The organism is uncultured Desulfosarcina sp. (genome assembly GCF_963664155.2).
GTDB lineage: Bacteria > Desulfobacterota > Desulfobacteria > Desulfobacterales > Desulfosarcinaceae > Desulfosarcina.
In genome coordinates this window covers 522122-544385 of the sequence record NZ_CAXXXH010000002.1, presented here as the reverse complement: position 1 = coordinate 544385, position 22264 = coordinate 522122, and the positions used below count along the sequence as shown (strand labels likewise).

The 22264-nt window shown below is 56.2% G+C and carries 18 protein-coding genes and 1 pseudogene; 11 read left to right on the top strand and 8 right to left on the bottom strand.

Annotation, left to right across the window (positions count from 1 at the left end):
- Positions 1–1308 precede the first annotated feature (1308 nt).
- The 5 genes from ACHZBS_RS26660 (at position 1309) to ACHZBS_RS26640 (ending at position 9133) form a co-directional block, all read left to right on the top strand.
- Positions 1309–7359 carry a VWA domain-containing protein gene (locus tag ACHZBS_RS26660; protein ID WP_394708060.1) on the top strand — a complete coding sequence of 2017 codons (6051 nt, stop codon included), beginning with the start codon at positions 1309–1311 and terminating at the stop codon, positions 7357–7359.
- A complete protein-coding gene (locus ACHZBS_RS26655; RefSeq protein ID WP_319409565.1) occupies positions 7334–7522 on the top strand; it encodes a hypothetical protein in 189 nt (62 codons plus the stop codon). The genes ACHZBS_RS26660 and ACHZBS_RS26655 overlap by 26 nt, the downstream gene beginning before the upstream one ends.
- Before the next feature lie 71 nt (positions 7523–7593).
- A complete protein-coding gene (locus ACHZBS_RS26650; RefSeq protein ID WP_319409564.1) occupies positions 7594–7746 on the top strand; it encodes a hypothetical protein in 153 nt (50 codons plus the stop codon).
- A gap of 378 nt (positions 7747–8124) precedes the next feature.
- Positions 8125–8325: a cold-shock protein gene (locus ACHZBS_RS26645; protein WP_319409563.1), complete on the top strand. Its 201-nt coding sequence runs from the start codon at positions 8125–8127 to the stop codon at positions 8323–8325.
- 328 nt (positions 8326–8653) lie between these two features.
- Positions 8654–9133, top strand: a complete 480-nt coding sequence (locus ACHZBS_RS26640; RefSeq protein WP_319409562.1) for a hypothetical protein — start codon at positions 8654–8656, stop codon at positions 9131–9133.
- A 59-nt stretch (positions 9134–9192) separates the two neighbouring features.
- Here the strand turns inward: ACHZBS_RS26640 and ACHZBS_RS26635 are convergent, their stop codons facing one another.
- Positions 9193–10356: a 4Fe-4S binding protein gene (locus tag ACHZBS_RS26635; RefSeq protein ID WP_319409561.1), complete on the bottom strand. Its 1164-nt coding sequence runs from the start codon at positions 10354–10356 to the stop codon at positions 9193–9195.
- Between the two features lie 480 nt (positions 10357–10836).
- Between ACHZBS_RS26635 and ACHZBS_RS26630 the strand changes: the two genes are divergently transcribed.
- The 6 genes and pseudogenes from ACHZBS_RS26630 (at position 10837) to ACHZBS_RS26605 (ending at position 15606) form a co-directional block, all read left to right on the top strand.
- Entirely contained in the window at positions 10837–11343 is a 507-nt protein-coding gene (locus ACHZBS_RS26630; protein WP_319409560.1) for a hypothetical protein, read from the top strand.
- A 183-nt stretch (positions 11344–11526) separates the two neighbouring features.
- Positions 11527–12609: a DctP family TRAP transporter solute-binding subunit gene (locus ACHZBS_RS26625; RefSeq protein ID WP_319409559.1), complete on the top strand. Its 1083-nt coding sequence runs from the start codon at positions 11527–11529 to the stop codon at positions 12607–12609.
- Between the two features lie 72 nt (positions 12610–12681).
- Complete coding sequence (locus tag ACHZBS_RS26620; protein ID WP_319409558.1) at positions 12682–13164, top strand: TRAP transporter small permease subunit; 483 nt, start codon at positions 12682–12684, stop codon at positions 13162–13164.
- Entirely contained in the window at positions 13164–14453 is a 1290-nt protein-coding gene (locus tag ACHZBS_RS26615) for a TRAP transporter large permease (protein WP_319409557.1), read from the top strand. Before ACHZBS_RS26620 ends, ACHZBS_RS26615 begins: the two co-directional genes overlap by 1 nt.
- Before the next feature lie 11 nt (positions 14454–14464).
- Complete coding sequence (locus ACHZBS_RS26610; protein ID WP_319409556.1) at positions 14465–15265, top strand: hypothetical protein; 801 nt, start codon at positions 14465–14467, stop codon at positions 15263–15265.
- A 5-nt stretch (positions 15266–15270) separates the two neighbouring features.
- Positions 15271–15606: pseudogene (locus ACHZBS_RS26605) on the top strand (flavin reductase family protein).
- Positions 15607–15695: 89 nt separating this feature from the next.
- On the opposite strand, the gene hisF reads toward ACHZBS_RS26605, so the two are convergent.
- The 7 genes from hisF to ACHZBS_RS26570 all read right to left on the bottom strand — a co-directional run bounded on the left by hisF (position 15696) and on the right by ACHZBS_RS26570 (position 22226).
- On the bottom strand, positions 15696–17267 hold the full coding sequence (hisF, locus tag ACHZBS_RS26600) for an imidazole glycerol phosphate synthase subunit HisF (protein ID WP_319409555.1): 1572 nt from the start codon (positions 17265–17267) through the stop codon (positions 15696–15698).
- Positions 17268–17378: 111 nt separating this feature from the next.
- Complete coding sequence (locus tag ACHZBS_RS26595; RefSeq protein WP_319409554.1) at positions 17379–17783, bottom strand: OsmC family protein; 405 nt, start codon at positions 17781–17783, stop codon at positions 17379–17381.
- Between the two features lie 14 nt (positions 17784–17797).
- A complete protein-coding gene (locus ACHZBS_RS26590) occupies positions 17798–18514 on the bottom strand; it encodes an ABC transporter ATP-binding protein (RefSeq protein WP_319409553.1) in 717 nt (238 codons plus the stop codon).
- Entirely contained in the window at positions 18501–19265 is a 765-nt protein-coding gene (locus ACHZBS_RS26585; RefSeq protein ID WP_319409552.1) for an ATP-binding cassette domain-containing protein, read from the bottom strand. Before ACHZBS_RS26585 ends, ACHZBS_RS26590 begins: the two co-directional genes overlap by 14 nt.
- Positions 19262–20125, bottom strand: a complete 864-nt coding sequence (locus ACHZBS_RS26580) for a branched-chain amino acid ABC transporter permease (protein WP_319409551.1) — start codon at positions 20123–20125, stop codon at positions 19262–19264. The genes ACHZBS_RS26585 and ACHZBS_RS26580 overlap by 4 nt, the downstream gene beginning before the upstream one ends.
- A gap of 1 nt (position 20126) precedes the next feature.
- Positions 20127–20987, bottom strand: a complete 861-nt coding sequence (locus ACHZBS_RS26575; protein WP_319409550.1) for a branched-chain amino acid ABC transporter permease — start codon at positions 20985–20987, stop codon at positions 20127–20129.
- An 87-nt stretch (positions 20988–21074) separates the two neighbouring features.
- A complete protein-coding gene (locus tag ACHZBS_RS26570) occupies positions 21075–22226 on the bottom strand; it encodes an ABC transporter substrate-binding protein (RefSeq protein WP_319409549.1) in 1152 nt (383 codons plus the stop codon).
- Positions 22227–22264 lie beyond the last annotated feature (38 nt).

Sequence of the window (22264 nt, the reverse complement as noted above, 5' to 3'; positions counted from 1 at the left end):
TAAAATGATGACGCTTACATTTATAATCAGATCAATTCTCCCGGGTCAAGAAAAATTCGGACCTTGCTCCAACCACCAAGAAGGATAGATAAATAATTTAACGTTTCACAAGTTTTTTATTTTATTTTTCAATTAGTTGAACTGTTTTTTCCTTTAGTTTAAAAATTATTATCCATTTTGCCTAAGACAATCCTTGCGGTTTTTGATGACAAAAGGACACATGGATTTCAGGTATATGTTCCTGACGATTTTATGAATTAACGAAGAATAAATGATGGCGATTACATTTGATGTATTCCCTGTCTTTTTCAGACTCAGAACCTCAGTTACGGTGACGGAGATTAAATGATAATGATAGGGTCTTTTATGGGAACATCAGCATAACAGTGGCAAGGTGTGAAGGAGATCACAGGGATCACCCACTCTCAGGCCAGTGGCTTTCCAACCCTTTGAATCAGATACCGAGACTTTTGCTGACTGAGGGAGAATGTCCCAAAAACAAAAGGGCCCCAAAATTGAGCCTCTTAATACTGTCAAAAATAATGTAGTTTGAAGCGCTGGCGAGTCCGGGATAAGGCGGGCATTACCCCAAGATTACCCCGAAACTGAAATCTCTAGTTAATTTTGCTTATTATTCAATTGGTTACGGATTTCGCACAGGGTTCGATTCCCATGTACTTCCGCCTTTTTTTGTAGATATCATTACATTTTTTAATCCAAATTTTACCGCTAAATTACCCCGCAAGCCAATAGCCGAATGACCTTCCGCTCCATTAGATCCCGCTTCTTGTGGAAGTTAGATTTTGACCAAAAACATGCGATAAATATGCGATTGTGCAGCCGGAACCGTTCCAAAACTCGTTTAAACTCGCATAAACTAACATTAAAATCAGTAACTTACTGAAATCTTTCACCATCAGGCTATTCCCGCCCTCGGCATCAACAACAAATATAGGGTCGTAATCTTAGATTGTTTCAGCCCTTTCTTTTTGTCATTTGTTATTTTCCGTTTGATTTTCGTCCCCTCCCCTGTCACGCCCCTTCCAACTCCCCCCGCCCTTGGCCTGAAAACCAGTAACAGTATCGATCACCGTAATGGAGATGGAACTTTGGCCCAGCTGACGTTGAAATAGGCCGGACTTATATTTGAACGAGTCGAGAGGAGGGAGGCAGCCACGCAGAAGGTTGACCCATAATGGATCTTAATACTCAAGATAGACGTTTGTGCCTGAGGCCGCGACTGTGATATTGGAATGAACGGACAATTTTCATATTCCGAGATTGATTTTGTCGGATACGCTCTCACTCTTGCACCGAGGAATTCTCATGCAGCATCGCATCGCACTTTTCGCATTCTTATCGTACCTTATATTCTCTTCTTTCGGATATCCGCAGGATGTGCCTGCCCCGGCAATCAATCCACTGGGCGACATTTCTGCGTACACCACCTCGGAACTATCCAAAAATACCGTGCTTGAGGTGCACATCCCAGAAGGCGAAGACATGCGGACAAAGGAACTCAAGGGAGACATCTGGTACATGAACCAGGATGCCGGCGGCGACCAGGAGGAAATTCGCCGGCAGCTAAAGGTTTATGGCGAATCCATCGGTGCCGAGTTTTTACGCTGGGACGCTGAAACAGCACTGCTAAGAAAGGATATGGGCAACGGCGAGGTCTGGTGGTGCAATGCGGTGCTGGAAGACGGCATGCGCCTCACCGTGGTCAAGACTCTCCGCATCGACCCCGGCAAGCCCGTGACCTTTTCCCTGGGCGAAGGCGGCCGCAACGAGGTTAGGTTCTTCGCGGACAATCCCGGCGGCAAATATCGCAGCCTGTCCGTGACCGTACCCCAGGGGGAGGTATCCCTAAGCGCGGAGCAGATCATGCAGACCGGGGCCTACAAGCGGACCATCAACGGCAAATGGTTCATGGACGGCGGCCGGGCCACCCGATTTTCCATTGACGCCATTCCCCAGGAGGCGGGCACCTGCTACTACACGCTCTACACCAATCCCGGCACGCCCGCCACGGACATTGGTGTGGAACTGATCGAACATCCCTTCCCCATCCCCAAGGTGGAAATGGGAGAAAAGCTCGGGGCGCTGCGCATCAAGAACGTTCCCTACGGCCTGGCCAGGATCAAAACGGACAACCGGTTCGGCGTGATCTACATCGAGCACCCGGAATTCCCGGCCGGTGCAGGATTCGAGACCGGGGACGTCACCCCCGAGGGCGACTCCTACTTCATGCTGCCCGCCGGACTGTGGCAGGTGGAGGTCATGCCCGTCAGCCAGGACAAGGCGACCGCGGTCAGGGCTCAATTCGTGCCCGTGCACGCCGGCTGGGAAACCGTGTTGGACTGGCCCTTGGCCATGACGACCGTGTTCGGCGACGAAAGCGGCTCGGGCATCAAGATCAACGCCATCACCCCCAAGGACGGCGAGGCCGAAGTGATCTTCTCGCTCCAGGGCTCGGAGACCAAATCCATTGTTCCCACACCCGATTCCCTGGAGATCAAGGAGGGCGGCAACCGGGGAACGGTAATCTCGGTCCGGCGAACAACCATCCCGCTGGACATCGTCCTGCTGGTGGACTCCTCCGGGTCCATGAAGGGGCAGATGCAGAACGCGTTGGCCGCCACCATAAAATTCATCGAGGCCCTTCCCGACACCGCCAGGGTCCGGGTAGTGGACTTCGACACCCAGCCAAAGAAAATTCCCGGCACCACCAAGGCCGAAGCCCTCAAGGGACTGGCCGGGATCAAGGCCAACGGCGCAACCTGTCTCAACGACTCCGTACTTCTCGGACTGGGCATGCTGACAGAGGCCAAGCGGCCCACCCTGCTCCTGTTCACGGACGGCTTCGACGCCAACTACGACGACTCCGGCCCAGGCAGCCAGGCGACCAAGGAGGACGTCCTCAAGGCAGTGGGCGGCGCGAAGATTCCGGTCTTCACCATCGGCTTCGGACCCGACCACGACGTCAACACCCTGGACCGCATCGCCTCACTTTCGGGGGGGCGTTACTACGCGGCCAGCGATCCCACCGCCCTGGAGAAGGCATTCGCGGTCATCCAGTCGAACCTGAGCAACACCTTCACCGCCCGGTATGCCCGCCCGGCAAAGGGGCGGCCCTCGGACGTACCCGTGGTCACCTGCATGGTGGATATCAGCGGGTCCATGAACACCACGCCCGACATGGACGGCTGCGGCTACCGCATCGACAAGGTCAAGACCATCCTGCACGATTTCTTCACGGCCCTGCCGGACAACGTGCTGGCCCAGGCCGTCAGCTTCCGCGACGAAAATGCCATCGAGCAGGTGACGACCGCCAACATGGGCGAAGTGCTGGCCGCGCTCACCGACCTCGACCCGGACGGCGGCACGGACATCTCGGGCGCCGTCGATGCCGCGATCCAGATTCAGGCCGCCATCCCCTCAAACAAACGCTACATGCTGTTCATCACCGACGCGGCCCTGGAGGTGGACGGCGAGGACAAGCTCCGGTTCGACACCACCCTCGCCAAGCTCAAGGACGAAGGCATCTATTGCCTTTGGGTGGGCATCGGGGCCCTGAATCCCGCTCCATTCAAACACGCGGCCGAGCTTTCGGGAGGCAACTCCATCCTGACCGAAGATCCGGCCGAACTGGCCAAGGCCTTCCAGACGATGATCCAGGACATCAAAAAGCCGTCAATTGCGCAAAAAGACGTGAAGTCCCTGGTGGAGGTGACCCTCAAGCACCGCGAGAAGTCGGGCCGCAACCTGAGCTTTGCCAGCGCCGCCCAAGCGGTCATGCCCGTGCGCCCGACCGACAATTCCGTGGCCATCCCGGCGGCCATCTCCCACTCCCTGACCGAGCTTAGGGAGCGGTACGACCCCATGGTGGCCGCCATGGTCACAGGCGACTCGGTCCCCATCCGCGACGCCAAGATCGGCAAACGCATTCCCATGGGTGTCACCGGAGGCAACAAGGCCGCGTCCTTCACCGTGGGCGAGGCGTTCTTCATGCACCGGCTGCGCGGTCTGAACCCGCCCACCGGCTTCCGTTACCTGGTCCTGACCATGGAGATGAAGAATATCCTGTCCGAGCAAAGGGTGCTCGTCTATCCCGACGGAAGCAACCATCCCGCCTCCTGGGTGGGCAATGACGCCGCCACCACGGGAAAGGAAGTGCTGATGGTCCCCACCTATGTTATCCCGGACCTCAAGCGGCACCTCTTCCTGCGCTGGAACAACCAAACCATGACACCCTTGTCCCCGGCCACTTGGCTGACCGAGGCCCCGCTGATCATGCCGGGCGAGGACGCCGTGGCCATCCCGCCCGGCAAACCCGTGGCCGGAGCCCTGGTCTTCCTGGTCCCGGAGGGGATCATGAAGCAGATGTCCCTGCACTATTATGACACCAACTACGGGCACGCGGACATCCCCCTGGTCGGTACCATGGCCGCCGGGATCGACCGCGCCAGCACCCTGCCCGCCAAGCCACCGGCTAAGCTCTCCGACGCCTTCTCCCTCGCCATCCGCGAGGTGAAGGATGTCAGGAAGATCGGCACGCATGAAGCTGGCGACGGCGCCGTCTTCCGCATCGTGGAGGCGGACTTCGTGTCCAATGTCCAGGCCCTGCTCGACCTCAACCCGACCGAGCGGTTCTCGCTCCGCCTGAACACGAAGGAAGGCGCCCTGGGAGTGCGGCTGCACAACGTTACCGGGCTGCTACCACTGGGATTCCTGGCCCCGACCATGCTCTCACCCGGGTCCAACAACCGCATCCGGCTCGCCTTCAGGGTGCCGAAACAGGCGGCAAAGGAGGCCGGGATCGGCGAGTTGGTAGTGGATGTCAGGGGCTGCGGGGTAGTCATTCCCCTGGATGAGAGGGCGGCCAAGGCCCCAGCGGTGATCGAACCGGGCGACTCCATGCGGGGTAACGGCATCAACCTCGTGGTCAACGCGTTGGAGCGCTACGGCGACGACGAGGAAATGTACGTCGCCGACATCACGATCTTCGACGCCAAGGACGGCCAATCCACGGCCATGTCCGACGCGTTCATCCTGAAAAAGAAAGGGTACAAGGAACCCGATGGGACGCAGGTCGAAGCGGCCATGCCGGATTTCGGGAAGACCAAGGGGCTGGCCGGGTTCGCCACGGGCAACGCCCTGATCCCCGTGGGGACCATGCCGCCCGATTCGACCACCGACGACCTGGTCTTTGGCATCACGGACGCCACCGTGGTCCCTGACGGTACCAGCCTGCGCGGCCTCATCGTGTTCAAGCTGCCCTATGGCGACACCGACCCCGACGACTGGCAACTGTCCTCGAGTCTCTTCCCCTCTCTGGCGCATCCCCTGGATACCAACAAATACAAGCACGAGCGGCTGTTAATCCGCCGGGTGGACGTGGAATACGACTACAATTCCAGCTACCTGGCCGAACTGAACGCGGCCGTGGCCAAAATCAGGCGGCAGCGCGAGGCCCGGGACTTCAAGCGGCCCGGCCATTACCGGCCTAAAGTTCTGGACGGCAACGGCAAGACGCCGCCCGCCCGCAGCGTGCCCGTACCCGAGGCAACCGGCCCCGGTCTCAAGGACTTTGCGGCCATCAAGGACCTCGCCACGCTCAAAAAGCGGCTGGCGACGGTCCGTTACCTACCCACCGTCGGCATGGGCTGGCAACACCTGTTCGCGCCCCAGGCCGTGCTCACCCAGAACTGGTGCAGCGAAGGCGACCTGGCCCGCATGGCCGAGATCGTGCTGGCCCGCCAAGGCATCACCACCCGGCGCGTGACCGTGGCGGTCACGGACAAGGGACTGGCACGGCTGTCCACCATGGCCGGGCTGTCCGAGGCCACCATGAGTTCGCTCCCCGCCCTGCTCTACCACGACGGCAAGGGCAACCGGCACGTGCTCGTAGCCCCGTTCCTCGAACCCATGACCAAACTGGGCGGGATAGTCGAAAAGGTCCTCTCCAACGATGTCTCCCCGGCAGAGATGACCGCCACCGTGACCGTCAACCTCCTCGTCAAGGCAAAAAAAGGCGGGCAGAGCAAGTCAAGCCGCGAACTTTCCGACGCCTTGTCCGGCGACACCGATACCTCGGGCGTGGAACCCTTCTTCCTGCTGACCGCAAACCCGACCCTGCCCGAGTTATCGCGCGGAGCCGTGGACATCGGCTACACCGTTGTCGGCCAGAAAGCCGGACCCGTGGTCAAAGCGATATTCGACGGCAACGACAAACGGACCATCGGCAGCGAGACCCTGGACACCGGCGAATACGAGATCGTGGGCGAACGCATCCAGATCGACTTGGGCTTCGGCGAGCTGACCTTCGAGCGATGGTTGCAGGAAGGGGAATCCATCGTGGACCGGTTCCACACCCTAGGCCTGAACCTGCCGGACATGCGCCTGGACGCGGTCAGGCGGCTGGACAAGGCCATGCAGACCGTCCACAGGGGCGAAGATGCGCCGGACAACCTCTCGGCCTTGAAGTGGTATGCGCGCAACGCGCTGTACAAATTCGTCTGCGCCCAGAGCGAATACGAATCAGACCTGGCCAGGACCATGAACCTGGTGGTCGGACGGACGACCAAACCGCGCTGCATCGTGGTCACGGTCAGCCGAGCCGCCAAGGACGGCCCGGTAAGCACCGCCATCGACCTGCGGCAGACGGCGAACCAGATCCACCCGTCCTCCGGGGCCACGGACCAAGCGCGGCACGGGTTCAACATCGCAAGCGGCATCTTCGCCTCCAAGCTGGAGGCGGGCATCCTGCCCGGCTCCATGGGCTTCTTCGAGATGCTGTCTTACTTTGCCGCGGACACGGAATTCCTGTGGCTGACCGCAGACGCCCGCTATCGCATGGCAGACCGGCTCAAGGCGGCCATGCCGGAGCACGTCCTGGAACTGCTCACGGACAACCCGGCAACGGTGCTCTTTCCGTCGCATCCCGCCGTGATCAACGGGGTTCAGCGCTGGGCTTGGCTGGAGGTCAACCCGAACACCTACGAAACCATCGCTGTCCTGGACACCGGCGAGCGTGGAGCCATGGTCGAGCGGGTCTTCAGCGACCTGTGGAAGGACGGCCTGGACTACGTCACGGGCGGCCTGGTGGGCGTCAGCTCGTCCATCTGGTCGGTAAGCGCATTCTCCCTGATCCTGGACGACTACAAGCAGATCATGACCGAGGCCAAGAAGTTCACCCTGGGACTGGCCGATCGGTTCTCCGGCTCGGTCAAGGTGGGCGACTTCGAGGTCAAGCGCGGCGTGGGCGGTTCCGACCTGGAGGGCAGCTACACCGGGCTCAAGCGTCATCGACAGGGGCCGCGCGATCAAGGGCATGTACGACAAGCTCAAGGAACCTGATATCGACCTCGGCGGCTTCGAGGGCGGCTTCAAAGACGGCGTGAACTTCTACTTCTCCCAGGGCATGTACGACAAGCTCAAGGAACCTGATATCGACCTCGGCGGCTTCGAGGGCGGCTTCAAAGACGGCGTGAACTTCTACTTCTCCCAGGCCGGAGGCTAATTCGTGAAATAAATGAGAATTGATCTGATTGACAAATCCAATAGGACCGAATGCCTCATGCAGGATTCTCCATGGCGCGCACCGTCAACCTGCCTTTAGCCGGGGAAATCACCCTCATGCCGGAGAACAAGATCGATCTTACCGGTGCGCTGATTCCCTTCAAAAAAAACGCTGCCAGCCGGTACTGGAAGGCATATAGGCCCTGGGAATCAAAATGGGAATAGAATCCACCGCGCGTTGGTAACGACCCGAGGCGCTGCAATATCTTCCCCCGCTCGAACCCGTCCGACCATCGACCGGCCTGCAATTGGCCTGGCACACAATATGTAGTCATTATCACACGCATCGGTCATTCCCGGGTGTAATAGGGACGTTTATGTTTTCATGCTTTTCTTTTTTCACATCAAATTCCATAATCTCCATTATTTTTAAAAAAAATAAATAATTAGCTTGATTTGTTTTTAATTAGGATTACTATACGTCCAATCAATTAAGTCCCATGTGGTTTGTGGGATAGTTTCTTTCTGTAGGAAAATTCCATTTGTAAAAGTGGCACCCTCCAGTCTGCGACGTTGAAAATTTTAAGAAAGGAGGATGTTATCATGACTAATGGAATAGTTAAGTGGTTTAATGACTCAAAGGGTTTTGGTTTCATTGAGCAGGAAGACGGAGCAGATGTATTTGTTCATCATTCTGCAATCAATGCTACCGGTTTTAAATCCCTCAATGACGGCGACCGAGTATCATTTGATATCGAGCAAGGTCCAAAAGGCCCTTCAGCTACGAATGTCACTGTAATTTAAGTTAATGTTTTAAATGAAAAGGGCATCCTTTCAAAATTGAGAGGATGCCTTTTTTGTACAATTGAGTCCCCGACCATTCGCCAAAACAAACTTTAGACCTTGAAAAATCCCCACCAGCCTTTTCGAACCAACCCCATACACATATCGCCTCGCAGGAACAATAGGCCGGTTATCAACCGAATGACTTTGGATACGGTACATGGTTGACAAGGTAATACCGGCATACTACATCTCGATTGTCTCTACGGGGACCGGATGAAATCCCCACGTTTATATTTCATCCTACCAGCGCTGGGTATTACAACAAACTGATGCAGCGGGAGGCAAAATGGCAAAGATTCGAAAGTGCAAGCTGTCCTGGGGGGCTTCAGATTCCGACCATGTGATCGGATATAAGCTTTATTGGTCAAAGACTATGGATGTAAGCTACGATTCCAAATACATCAAGGTCGGAAACGTTACGGAGATCGAACTTCCCGATGATGTTACCCTGTCAGAGGGTCCGGTTATGTTCGCCGTAACGGCGGTGGATAAAGATGGCAATGAATCGGACATGACCATCATTGGTGAACCCTACCAATTGCATGTACCGAAAGCTCCGGCGGGCCTGTCTCTCAAACCGTTGGACGAGTATAAACTGGTTGGCGCAACGAAACCGGAAGCCAATGAATTACGGAACGTGACCACTATCGGTCCGGAACCCACCGACAATGAGGACGCCTTAGCCCAGGCGATTGAAACAAATGGATACAGCCCGCCGGCAAAAATGAAGTATTACGATGATGTCGGGTATCGCAAGATTCCTTAAGGGTTGCCCTGTTCGTCGTTTTCAATGTTCCAATCACAATCTGCGGCACTTTTTCGCTGTTAAGCACTGCGCAAGCGGGGAGGCAGGATAAAGACCTTTCTCAAACCCGCTTTGAGCGAAATTGCCGATTCCGGACAGAATCGGGCGCAAACCCCGCAACCAAGGCAGGCGTTTTCATCTCTATTCGCCACCCCGTCCTCGTTCAGGACGATGGCATCGGTAGGGCACCAATCCAGACAGGTGCCACACCCCGTGCATGCGTCGATATCAATCACGGAGAGATGATAGGTGGAATTGATCATCGGCAGCGTTCCGTCCCGCCAGATTCTCAGGGTATCGCAACAATCCTTGCAGCAATTGCAGATGCTGGTCTCCGGGTTGGATTCCCGAGACCCCGGGTGAAAGGCCTTGTGGATCAACCCGGCCTGCTCCGCTTCTTTCAGAATTTTCAAGGCTTCCTCGCGGGTAACTTTTTTGGCAAATCCTTGGGCGCTGGTATGGCGCGCCGATTTGCCAAAGGAAAAGCAGTTCAACACCGGCGCATTCGTTTTGCATGTGTCTCCCAGCAACTTCCTCCGCTGACGGCAGAAGCAGTGCCCGACAGCGATATCATCAAACTTGTTAATGATCGCTTCGACCGTCTGGCTCGGGAGAACGAACTCCTCTGAAGAATTCAACGGTTTTTCAACCGGAATGACCCGGATCGCCTTTCCATCGGCAGTTTTTCCGGCCGGCACGGTCCGATCCACGGCTGGAGCCGCTGCAAAGAGGGGCGCAAGCATATCGTAATGGCCCTGGGTCTGATCCCGAAGCTCTGCAAGCAGTTGTTCGAACAGCCGGGCGAGTTCCTTTTCCGCTTCGCTGCCGGTCAGTTCACCCATGAATTTATACTCCATCAGACCGACCATCATCAGTGGCAGGAGCCGATAGACCATTATCCCATTGGAGCTGTGTTGGTTGAAAATAAGCCCCTTTTTTGCCAGACTGGCGGTCAGCCGCATGATTTTTTCTTCTGAGAATCCGCTCGAGGCGACCAGTTGGTCCAATGTCTGGGAAGGCTTTTCACGGAAAGCATAGATCAGGTCCAGTTCGTCTTCACTGTTACCCACGACACGCTGGATAATGGTGACAGCCGTGTCGGCAACCGGAAATTGAATCAGGCCTTGCTTGCAGATGACTCCAGCCGCCTGTTTGAATTTTTCCAGCAATGAGATTCCCGCCATGGATCCAATCCCTTTCAGTGTTTTTTCGTGAGAATTGCCTCAGATTGATTTCCGGGATCACCCTAACCGATACCGCAAATGAAAGCAAGATAACCTAAGCGCCCCTGTTCGTAAATACGGTTACCTCCCATGATTGCCGAGGCGTCCGAATCGCAAGGCGGGAAAAGCGACAATAGCAGCACTATTGAGGCGCCGAGCAACACGGCGAGTCGGGCTGCATCGGTGATCGAATGATATTGTATTTATAAATATGAGTACTTAGGTGCCACAGGGAATATCGATAGGGCAGGCAGATCCTGAATAGATGGCATTCATTGGGCCTCCAATTCGTGGAGCTCGCCTGAAATGGTTGCCAGGCGAGTGGATTCACATATTGTTGGAATTAAATCATTTATATCTTGACTCGGTCATTTATTGCATGTTTAACTACAGTTATAGTTTATATTACTATAATCACCTTCACCGTACCGGGATATTTCAATGGTTAAACAGAAGGCATTTTACAATCGGCTCTTGCCTGGGCAGGAGGTATTCGGCTCTTTTGAAGCAGCCGATATTCTGAAGGTTAAACGGAGCGTCATCAACAACGACATGAAACAGGGCTACCTGCCGGCCGGTTCCAAAGTGAAATGGGGCAAAACCGTCCGAACTGTCTTTTCCCGTCAGGAAATATCTTGGATGTCACTGTTCTATCAACTCAACTCCATCGGATTGACCAAACGGCATGCCAATGAAATCGTCAAATCCATCTGCAGCGAACCCCACGATTTCATCCTGCTCAAGTCTCCCGCTGACCGTGGAGAGAATGTGGCTGCAATTAATTTTAAAAATTACCTTTCCGTTCAGGCCCTCGATGAAATTAAAAAAACAGGGGCGATAATCATCATCAACTATAAAAAAATTCGTCAGGACCTCGATGAGAATATCAGGAGACACGACCAAATAAGCGCCTCAATCCCGACACCCGGAAAGATTCGGCTGTTTTGATTCCCGGTTTAGCTTAAATCGTCTTGACGGACCCTACCCGGTTGTGAAGTATAACCTTCCGGTTCCATGCGGCAACAGGACGGATGGGTTATTCGGACGACCGATCATCTGCCGAAGCCGGTACAATGCAACTGTATGGAGAATGCATCCGGCCGATCGGCCCCACACGCAAAGGAGGAAAAGATGTCGACAATCAAAAGGTGCATGTTTATTGGATTTGTATTTTCAGTCGCGATAATGATGGTGGCCATTGTCATCGTACCGTCCGGAATGGCCGCGGACTTCAAGAAGGAATATAAACTGCAGGTAAACGTCGGCCCATCATTTTACTGGGGCATCGGTGCAACCAAATTCGCCGATCTGGTCAGGGAAAAAACCAATGGACAGGTCAATGTTAAACCTTATTTCGGCAGTGCCTTGTTAAAGGGTGCTCAGCTTAAATCCGCCCAGATGGTAGCCAAAGGGGTCATCGACTGCGCCTATGAGTCGACCATCAATATTTCGCCGGTCATTCCGGAAGCCAATATTTTCCACCTGCCCTTTTTTATCAACACGTTCGAGAACCTGGATAAGATGAAGGCCGGCCAGTCCGGTCATGCGGTTTTTGTGGCCATGGAAAAAGTGGGCCTCACACCTCTGGCCTGGGCGGAAAACGGGTTCCGGCAGGTTACCAACAGCAAGCGGCCCATCGAAAAACCTGAAGATCTCAAGGGGCTGCGCATCCGGGTCGTCGGAAACCCGCTGTTTATGGACACCTTCCGCCAGCTCGGGGCAGACCCTGTCAACATGAACTGGGGCGACGCCCAGACTGCTTTTCAACAGGGCGTAGTCGACGGCCAGGAAAACCCGGTGGGCGTGCTGATCCCGGTACAGATCCACCAGTACCATAGCTATGCTACCATGTGGAACTACCTGGTGGACCCCTTGGTCATCTACTGGAATCAGAAGCAGTGGAAAGCCTTCCCGGCCGACATCCAAAAGGCAATCCAGGATGCTGCCCAAGCATCCGGTCGATTTGAAATCGCGCTTTGCCGCGCCGGTCTGGACGGCGACAAATCCATCAACGTTCTCAAAAACGAGTTCAATTACACTATGGAGGTTCCTGATCCTGTCAAATTCATGGAATCCAAAGGCATGACCGTCACCTTTCTGAAATCCGAACAGGTAAAGGCCTTTGCCGATGCCACAGCCCCCGTTCTTGAAAAATGGACCAAGGAAATCGGAGTGGATTTAGTGGACAAAGCCAGAGCCGACATGGCCAGATAACCTCAACGGGGCGGTCCCTGTAGCCGCCCCAAGCAAAAACGGAACATTGCGACGCATGGCGGAGGAGCACTTTTGAGATCCACAAAACCGATTCGCGTGGACTATTGGATCGCAGCGGTCTTGCTCATGTCGATGGCCCTGATTGCCTTCGTCAATGTCCTGAGCCGCTACTTCATCAACTTTTCCATCGGCGCGACCGAGGAAATCACAATCAACCTGTTCGTGTGGATGACAGTGGTCGGCACGGGCATCGCCTTCGAACGTGGGGCACAGTTGGGCATGGTGACGTTTTTCAACCTGTTCCCCTTGAAATTGAGAAAAAAGCTGGTGGTTTTCAGCGCCCTGCTGGGTGCCGGGCTCTTCATTCTGGTCTGCGGCTATATGATTCAGGCGATCTACGATGAGTTGACCCTGTTTCACGCCACCAGTGCGGCGCTGGGCATCCCGGTGTGGCTGTACTATGCAGGAGTGCCGTTTTTTTCAATATTTGTGTTCAGGGGCATCTATCGCGGCACGCTGACCCGTCTGGCCTCGCTCGATGGGGAAGCCCGCTGATGGAGATTCTCCTCATCAGTTCGGTTTTCCTGGTCCTGATGGTCCTGGGGGTTCCCATCGGCACCGCCTTGGGCGTGGCAGGCGTGGTGACCGTATATCAGTTCGACCTTGGCATTGAGATGCTCGGCGTAAATTTCGCCTCGGGTATCGCCTCCTTTCCTCTCCTGGCGATCCCTTTTTTCGTGCTGGCCGGTGTCATCCTCGACCGGGCCGGCCTGGCGGCAACCATCGCCCGCTTTTTCGAACTGCTGGTGGGGAAAAGTACCGGCGGACTGGCCATGGTGGCGGTCATGACCTGTATCTTCTGGGGGTCGCTGTCCGGCTCCGGACCGGCGACGACCGCCGCCGTGGGCATGATCCTGCTGGCCCCCATGATCAAGCACGGCTATAAAAAAAGTTTTGCCGGTGCGACCATTGCCAATGCGGCCGACCTGTCGATCATTCTGCCTCCAAGCATCGCTTTTATTATCTACGGGAATATCACCAGCGTATCCGTAAGCGCTTTGTTCGTAGCCGGCATCATCCCCGGATTGCTGACCGGTGCAGGTACGGTCCTTGTGGCATATTGGATTTCCAGAAAGAGGGGCTACCGGGGAATCGCCCGCCGGGGCAATGCCGTCGAACTCTGGGAGGCATTCAGAAAATCCATCTGGGCGCTGCTGGCGCCGGTGGTTATTCTCGGCGGGATCTATTCGGGCATTTTTACGCCCACCGAAGCCGCCGTTGTGGCCGTTTTCTACAGCCTGTTCGTGGCCGTTTTCATCTACCGCTCCATCCATTGGCGAGATATGGTCGATATGCTGGTGGATGCAGCAGTTACCAGTTCGGTAATCATGTTCATCGTGGTCTTCGCCGGGATCTTCACCTGGACCGCCTCGGTCATCGGGGTGATCGATCGGGCCGCTGAACTGATCGTGGGGATTTCACCCAATGCCGTCGTGATGATCATTCTGATCGATTTGCTGCTGCTCGCGCTGGGCATGGTTCTGGATGCCATCAGCATCTCCTATCTGCTGATGCCGATTCTCATTCCGGTACTCAACGCCTTCGGGATCGATCCGGTCTGGTACGGTGTGATTTTTATTTCGGCCCTGGCGGTCGGTCAGGCCACTCCGCCGGTGGGCGTCAATCTGTTTACCGCCGCCAACCTGATCAACAGTGACGTGGACGCCGTGGCCAAGGAAGCCATCCCCTATGTCCTCATGGATGTCGTTGTCCTGATCGTTCTCTCGCTGCTGCCGGTTCTTTCCCTCTACCTGCCGATCAAGGCCGGCCTGTATTCACCGTAAAGGTCTCGGGTATGATAAGTGTCGGCCTTTTCACGGTAATTAAAGTTGTGGTTTCGATCCTGGTGGTTGTCCTGCTCAGCCTGATTGCCGAACGGGCCAATCCGCGGATCGCCGGGATTGTTTCAGGCTATCCATTGGGCGCCGCCATCAGCCTGTATTTCATCGGGTTGGAAAACGGACCCGGATTCGCCGCCCGCAGTGCGCTCTTTACCGCCGCCGGGTTGGCTGCCACGGTAGCCTTTGTGGGGGGATATCTGCTGGGAATTCGGTTTGCGGAAGGCCGCCGCCGGTTGCCATCGCTGGCAGCTTCCATTCTGCCGGGCATCGCCGCTTACGGACTGGTAGCCTGGATGCTGTCATTCATGCCCATCAATTGGGTGAGTGCACTGTTGATCGCCATCACAAGCATGGTCCTGGCGGCCAGAGGCTTCCGCAGAATTCCCAACGTTAAAATCCTTCAAAAAATCCGTCTGCGTTTTCGCGTGACCTTTCTCCGAGCCGCATTCGCCGCTCTGATTATCCTGGCCATCACCTCTGCCGCCCAGGTGGTCGGCCCACGCTGGGCTGGTCTTTTTTCCGCTTTTCCCATCACCATGCTGCCGCTGCTGGCCATTATCCAGTTCACTTATCAACCGGATCATGTCAGGACAATCATCAAAAATGTTCCCCGCGGCCTGGGCTCACTGCTGATTTACACCATTGTCGTTGCCTCATCCTATTCAGGTTTGGGAATCGGCTGGGGAACGCTTTTAGGCTACCTTGCGGCCACCCTTTATCTGATTCTGCTTGAATATCCTCCGACCCGCCGCTGATCCTGGTGGCCGTTCATCCCAAACGCTACTCCCACCATCTGTTGGAGAAAAGCGGTTATTTTGCGCTGCATATCCTCGCCAGGGAGCAGAAGGATCTGTTGGCCTGATTCAAAAGCCCGGACCACAATTCGAAATTTGCTTCCCTATCCTGGCGCGACGGTATAACCGGATGCCCTGTTCTATCTGACTGCATCGGCAGCATGGAGTGCCGTATTCAGACAACCCTGGTTCCGGGCAACCACACCCTGTTTGTCGGCGAGGTAGTCAATGCCGTTTTCAATGGAAAAAAAACACCCCTTTGTACGCTGGATTACGAGGGGTGCTATATAGGGATGAAATAACTATATGTTCATGGTTAAACCATAGATCGCTCTTTTTCACCGAATTTTGCTGGCTATGTCAAACCTGCATGAAGGTTTTCAACACCCGGCTACCATCGAATCTCCACCTTGCCTTTGAGATAGGCCTTGACGGCGGAAATGGGCACTTCGCGCCGATGAAAGATACCGGCTGCCAGGGCCGATTCGGCATCGGTTTTTTCGAACACCTCTGCAAAATGGGCTTCGCAACCGGCGCCGCTGGAGGCAATCACCGGGATGCGGACTGCCTGTTTGACGGCGTTGATCAATTCTACGTCAAAGCCCATGTTGGTACCGTCACGGTCGATGCAGTTAAGCAGAATCTCCCCTGCCCCTAATTGTTCGCAGGCCTGAGCCAGGGTCACCGCGTCCACATCCCGCCCTTCCCTTCCGCCTTTCACGGTGCATTGGAACCAGCAGTACCGCTCTCCTTTTGGTCCGGGGATGGCCGTTTCGATGGTGGCATGCGTCGTCTGATCCGGTGAATCCACGTAAACGCGGCGGGGATCGATGGAAATCACCACGGCCTGGTTGCCGTATACGTATGAGATCTGCTCGATGGCACTCTGGCCGGTCTTCCGGCCGGTTTTCAGGTATGCCTCGACGATATAAACCGCGTCGCTGCCGATGGAAACCTTATCCGCCCCGGAGCGGAAGTACTCGGCGGCCACTTGCAGGGCCGTGTAGGTGCGGCCGTTTTTGTCGGTAAAATCCCGGATACCCCCACCAATGGTCAACGGCACAAACACGTTCCGGGATGTTTCCTTGAGCACCTGGATCATAGGCATATCTTCCAGGGGAAAATCCCGGAACCCGGTGATGTTTAGGAAAGTCACCTCATCGGCCCCTTCCTGAAAATAGCGGCTGGCCAGATCAACCGGTTTGCCCAAGTTGCGCACACTGCCCGCTTCTCTCACATCGTACTGGTCGCCCTTGGTCACCACCAGATCGCCCCGGTCGTTGGCACGCACATCCAGGCAGGCGATGATGCGCTTGGCCAACCGGGTCTGTGACGGGCACTTGTCGGGGATCACCGTCCGGCGGTCCTTGCGGATGAAATTCTCCAGCAGGGTCAACCCGGAAGAACCACTTTTTTCCGGATGAAACTGGGTGCCCTGGATGCTTCCCTTCTGGACCGCACTGACAAACGGGTACCCGTAATCGGTGGTGGTAAGTACCACCTCCGGATCGTCGGCCACCACGTGGTAGGAGTGCACAAAATAGAACTTCTCGTCGCCTTCCAGCCCGTAAAACAGGTCGGTGGGCTGCTTGACGCTGATGCCGTTCCATCCGATGTGAGGAACGGCCAGATCGATCTCGAACCTTTTCACCCGGCCCTTCAGGATGCACAACCCCTTCTCCTCCGGTGCTTCATCACTGCCCTCAAAAAGGGCCTGCATTCCCAGGCAGATCCCGAAAAACGGCCGCCCGGAGCTTAGATAAGCCAACAGCGGTTCTACGAACTGCTTTTGCCGCAGGATACTCATCATGCTTCCGAAGCTGCCTACTCCGGGAAAGAGCAACTTTTCGGCGTCAAGGATATCCCGTCCGGTTGCGGCAATCGAGACTCGTTCGCCGATCTTTTCGATGGCGTTAATCACACTGCGCACGTTTCCCGCACCATAATCCAGCAAGGTAATCATTTTGTCTCCGTTTTTTCCAATTGATGAATCCGGGGAAAACGTGTTCATACATCATCAACCAAAAGGTCTCAACCGGCTTTTGCATTCACCGGCGCTTACTGCATCTATCGATTAGGATGATTCAATCCTAAATGAGTGGGTGATCCGGGCGTTGAGGGAGGCCATGGCCCCGCAGTATTTTTTCTCCGACAGGTCGATGGCCTGTTTGACGCCTTTGGGTTTAAGATCCGATCCATTAACCACATACTCGATATTGATGTCGGTATAGCGCTTAGGGTATTCCTCGGCACGCTCTCCAAAAATATTGACTTTGAATCCGGTCACTTTCATGCGTTTTTTCTTCAGAATCGTGATTACGTCCATGGCTGTGCATCCGGCCGTGCCCATGAGAATGAGTTCCATGGGGCCGGCGCCACCGCCACTGTCCGACGTATCCATCACCACCGCCGGCCCGCTGCCCGCCCGCGCCACAAATTGCAGTTCATCGATCCATTTTACCTGCGCTTGAATGGTCATGTCCATTTTCCTTTTCAATTACTTTTATGTTTCAACCCAAGACAGGCATCAATCATGTCGGTGGAGCGGCGGGCTTGGCGGGCGGTACCGGTCCAGACCTGAAGGCCGCTTTCCAATACGGTGACTGTGTCGGCCACCTCCAACGCCCGCTGGGTCGATTGCTCCACCAGCAGGATCGCCATGCCCTTTGTTTTCAGATCGTCAATGGCCCCATAGCAGGCGTCAATCATCTTCGGCATCAGCCCCAGGCTCAACTCATCGACGAGCAGCAGCTTGGGCTGACTCATGAGGGCCCGACCGATGGCCAGCATCTGCTGCTCGCCACCGGAAAGAGACCCGGCCCGCTGATGCAACCGTTCACCCAGTCGGGGAAAGGTCGCCAACACCTTTTCAATGGTGGGTGCCGTCGCTTCCCCGGGACGGCAATACCCGCCCACGACCAGATTTTCGCGAACGGTGAGGCTCGAGAAAAGACGCCGGCCTTCGGGCACCAGGCCGATCCCGGCCGCCACCCGGGCCATGGGAGAAAGCGCAGAGATATCCGCCTCTTCATACAGAATCGATCCGCCGTGCATCTCCACATGGCCGGCAATGCACATGATGGTTGAACTCTTGCCGGATCCGTTGGCACCCAGCAGTGCGGTGACGCTCCCGGAGGCCACCTGAAGCTGCAATTGATCAACGGCCCGCATGGGACCATACCCGCAGCTGAATCCATCAAGACGCAGCATACTGTTTCTCCCTGCCCACGTAAGCGGCCCTCACCTCGTCCAGGCGCATCACCTGATCGGGCACCCCATCGGCGATCTTGCGACCATTGTCCAGCACCACCAGGCGCTGGCTGATCCGCAGTACCTCCCCCAGATTGTGTTCGATCATCACCACGGTCATTCCTTTGGCGTTGATTTGCACAAGGGTATCGGCAAGGCGTTCCGCTTCAATGTGGTTCAAGCCGGCCAGGGGTTCGTCAAGCAGCAGCAGACGGGGTTCCAGCGCCAACGCCCGGGCGACTTCCAGCCGTTTGAGAACACCCAGGGGCTGGCCGGTCACGCGTTGGCCGGCATGGTCACCAATTCCCACCAAATGCAGCAATACCGCAGCCTTTTGGTGCTCGATGTCGCGGTTAACGGCAACCATGGACCTGAAAACACTTCGGGTCCTCTGGTGGCCGGCAGCCAGGGAGACGTTGTCAAGAAGGGTCATGGATTTGAAGGGTCGTACGATCTGGTGGGTGAGGGCCAGCCCCAGCTGGGCCCGCCGGTGGGTAGGCATCCGGCTGATATCCTGTCCACTCAGCCGAATCTTGGCATTTTGGGGGGTGACCACACCGATAATGGCCTTCAGCAGGGTGGTCTTGCCGGCACCGTTGGGACCGATCAAGCTGAGCAGTTCTCCGTCCCGAACCTGGAAGGAGACACCCTGCAGTGCATTCACACCACCGAAGGTTACGGTCACATCCACCACGTCCAACAGCACGTTCATGGAGCGCCTCCGGTCCGGGCGCTTTTGGCCAATACCAAGGCCGGCAGTCCGGCCAGCCCTTCCGGAGCAAAGCGCATGACTGTAAAAAGCAGGGCACCGTAAACAAAAAGCTTGTAATCGCTGATAAAACGGAAAAAATCGGGCATCAGGGTCAACAGCACAGTACCTAGGATGACGCCGTAAACGCTGCCGATGCCGCCCACAGCCACCATGGACAGGACGCTGATGGAAGTGATGAACCCGAAGTCATCGGGTACGATAAAACGCGCGAAATAGCAGTAGAGACCGCCTGCCAGTCCAGCCATTGCGGTTCCTAAAGCGAAGGCAACCAGCTTGTAGGCCGACACGTTAACGGAAAGGACCCGCGCCGTGTCTTCGTCGTCGGCCACCGCTTCGAAGGCGAATCCCATCCAGGTTTTTTTCAGGTACAGGCTGAAGGCGGCAGTAAGTATCATCAAGGTCAGCGTCAACATGAAAAAGCCCAGCTTGCCCAAACCGAAGGAGGGAATGGAACTGATCCCCAGTTCTCCGCCCAGAAAGCGCTCCTGCTGCCGAACGATGCCTAGAAACAGGAAGCCGACCCCCATGGTGGTGATGGCCAGAAAGTCTTCACGCACCCGCAGGCTTGTCAGCCCAACCATGGCTCCCACCGCACCGCTGAGCAGCATGGCAGCCAGAAGGTTGAGCGGCCCCGGAAACCCGGCCTTGGCCATCAGGGCCGTCGTGTAGGCACCGATGCCGTAAAAAGCCGCATGCCCCAGACTGATCTGCCCGCAGTAGCCGGTGATCAGGTTAAGCCCGATGGCCTGGATGATGTTGATGCAGACAACGGTGGCCAGTGAAAGTTCGTAAATGAGCATGCTAACTCCGTGCAAACAACCCCTGGGGCCGGATCATCAGCACTAGGATCAGAAAGCCGAAGGCGATGGCGTCCCGGTCCAGGTAATCGCCGATGAAGATGGTTCCGTAGGCCTCCACCACCCCCAGCACCAGGGAGGCGATCAGCGTTCCGCCCACATTGCCCAGGCCGCCGAGAACGATAATGGCCAGGGCCTTGTAGCTGGGTACACCGCCCATGGTGGGTTCCACCAGGTTGGACAGCAGTGAAATGAAGATGCCGCCCACCCCGGCCAGGGCGCTGCCGATAAAAAAGTTCAGGTAGCGCACCTTCAGCACACTGATGCCGAAGCTTCCCGCCATCTGGGGATCGTCCACCGTGGCCCGCCAGGCGATGCCGATGCGGGTGTTTTGGGCCAGCCACGCCAGCATTCCCAGAATGGACACACTGCCGACCACAATGGCCAGGTCCACGGCCCGCAGGGTAACACCGGAGAACCGGAACAGCTGCTGCAGCGGCGCGTGGGTGTAAGTCAGTCCGTAGGGGCCGAAAATCAGGCGAAAGAGTTCCTCCATGGCAATGAAAAGACCGATGGAGGCAATCAGGGCCACGTAGGGGGGACGGTCCAGGATAGGTTGATAGCAGAGCCGGTAGACTACCATGCCCAGCAGCCCAACCAGACCGGCAGCCAGGGGCATGGCGAGCAACAGGCTGCCGGTGGCGTTGGTCAGCAGCAGTCCCAAATAGCCGCCCAGCGCAAAAAGACCGGCATGGGCCACGTGAAGGATGCGCAGGAGTCCGTAAACCAGAGTCAGGCCCACGGCGATCATGGCGTACATACAGCCGTAAATCAGACCTTGAATGAGCAGTTCAACATAGAGCATGGCAAAAGGGCCGGATCTTCAACGTGTTCACAAGATAGTCGACAGAAAATGCCTCGGTTTTTGCGGATGAACACCGATGAAAAACCCCTATTTCTCAGGCGGTGCCAGTAGTTCGGGATCGTCTATCACTGCGTAGTGATGCCAATTGCCGTCCTTGACCACCTGGACCTGCACCGCTTTCATGACCTCACCCAAGGCATTGAACCGGATGGTCCCGGTGGAGACCTTCAGGTCGGTGGTTTTCATCGCGGCAAGCACCTTCCCGGGATCGGTACTGCCGGCACGCCGGATCGCATCGGCCGCCACCATCACGGCCGTATGCCCGCTGGCAGCCACCATGTCGGCCTTGAAACCGGCCTGGGCTTCAAACGCCCTGATGAAATCGGCGGTTTCCGGCACCTGGGAGTCGCGGTCCAGGCTGGTGGTGATGATGACCCCTTCAGCGGCCGGACCGGCAATCTCGATGAATTTCTGGCTATCGTAGCCCTCCTGGCCGATAATGGGACAAGTGACGCCAGCCGCCCGCAACTGGTTGACTAGGGGGCCGGCCGTAAAGTAGTAGCCGCTGGCGTAGATGGCTTCGGGATTGTCAGCCTTGACTTTGGCCACGATGGCCCCGAACTGGCGGTCCTTGATGGAGTATTGGTAGGATCCCACGATGTCGATGCCGTAGGTGGGAGCCATCTCCTCAAAACCGGCGGCCAGGGATTGACCGAAATCGTTCTGAAGGGTGATCATGACCACCTTTTTTTTGCCCATCATCTCGCCAATCAGCTTGGCACCGGCCTTGCCTTGAACATGCCCCAGAAAACTGGTGCGGAAAACGTATTCGCCGGCCCGGGTGATGTCTGGATGGATGCCGTAAGCGCTGATATAGGGAATCTTGGATTCCTGAAAAATGCCGGCTGCCGACCGAGTGGCACCGGAGTAAGAGCCGGAAATGCCCACAGCGACCTTATCCTGGCCGATGAGTTTGTTGGCGATGGGAATGGCCTGGGCCGGTTTGGCCTCGTCGTCATAGACCACCAGTTCCAGCTTTTTACCCAAAACGCCCCCGGCTGCGTTGATCTGACTGACAGCCAGTTTTGCGCCCTCGGTGGCGGATTTACCGTCACTGGCGGCAAATCCGGTCAGTGGGGCATGGAACCCGATCTTGATGGTATCGGCGGCCATCGCCGGACCGATCAGCCATGCCAAGAGACAACATGCCAGCGCCCAGACTGCAATTTTACTTTTCATCTGTTCTCCTCCATTCAATCAATGTCGCGTTAATCAAT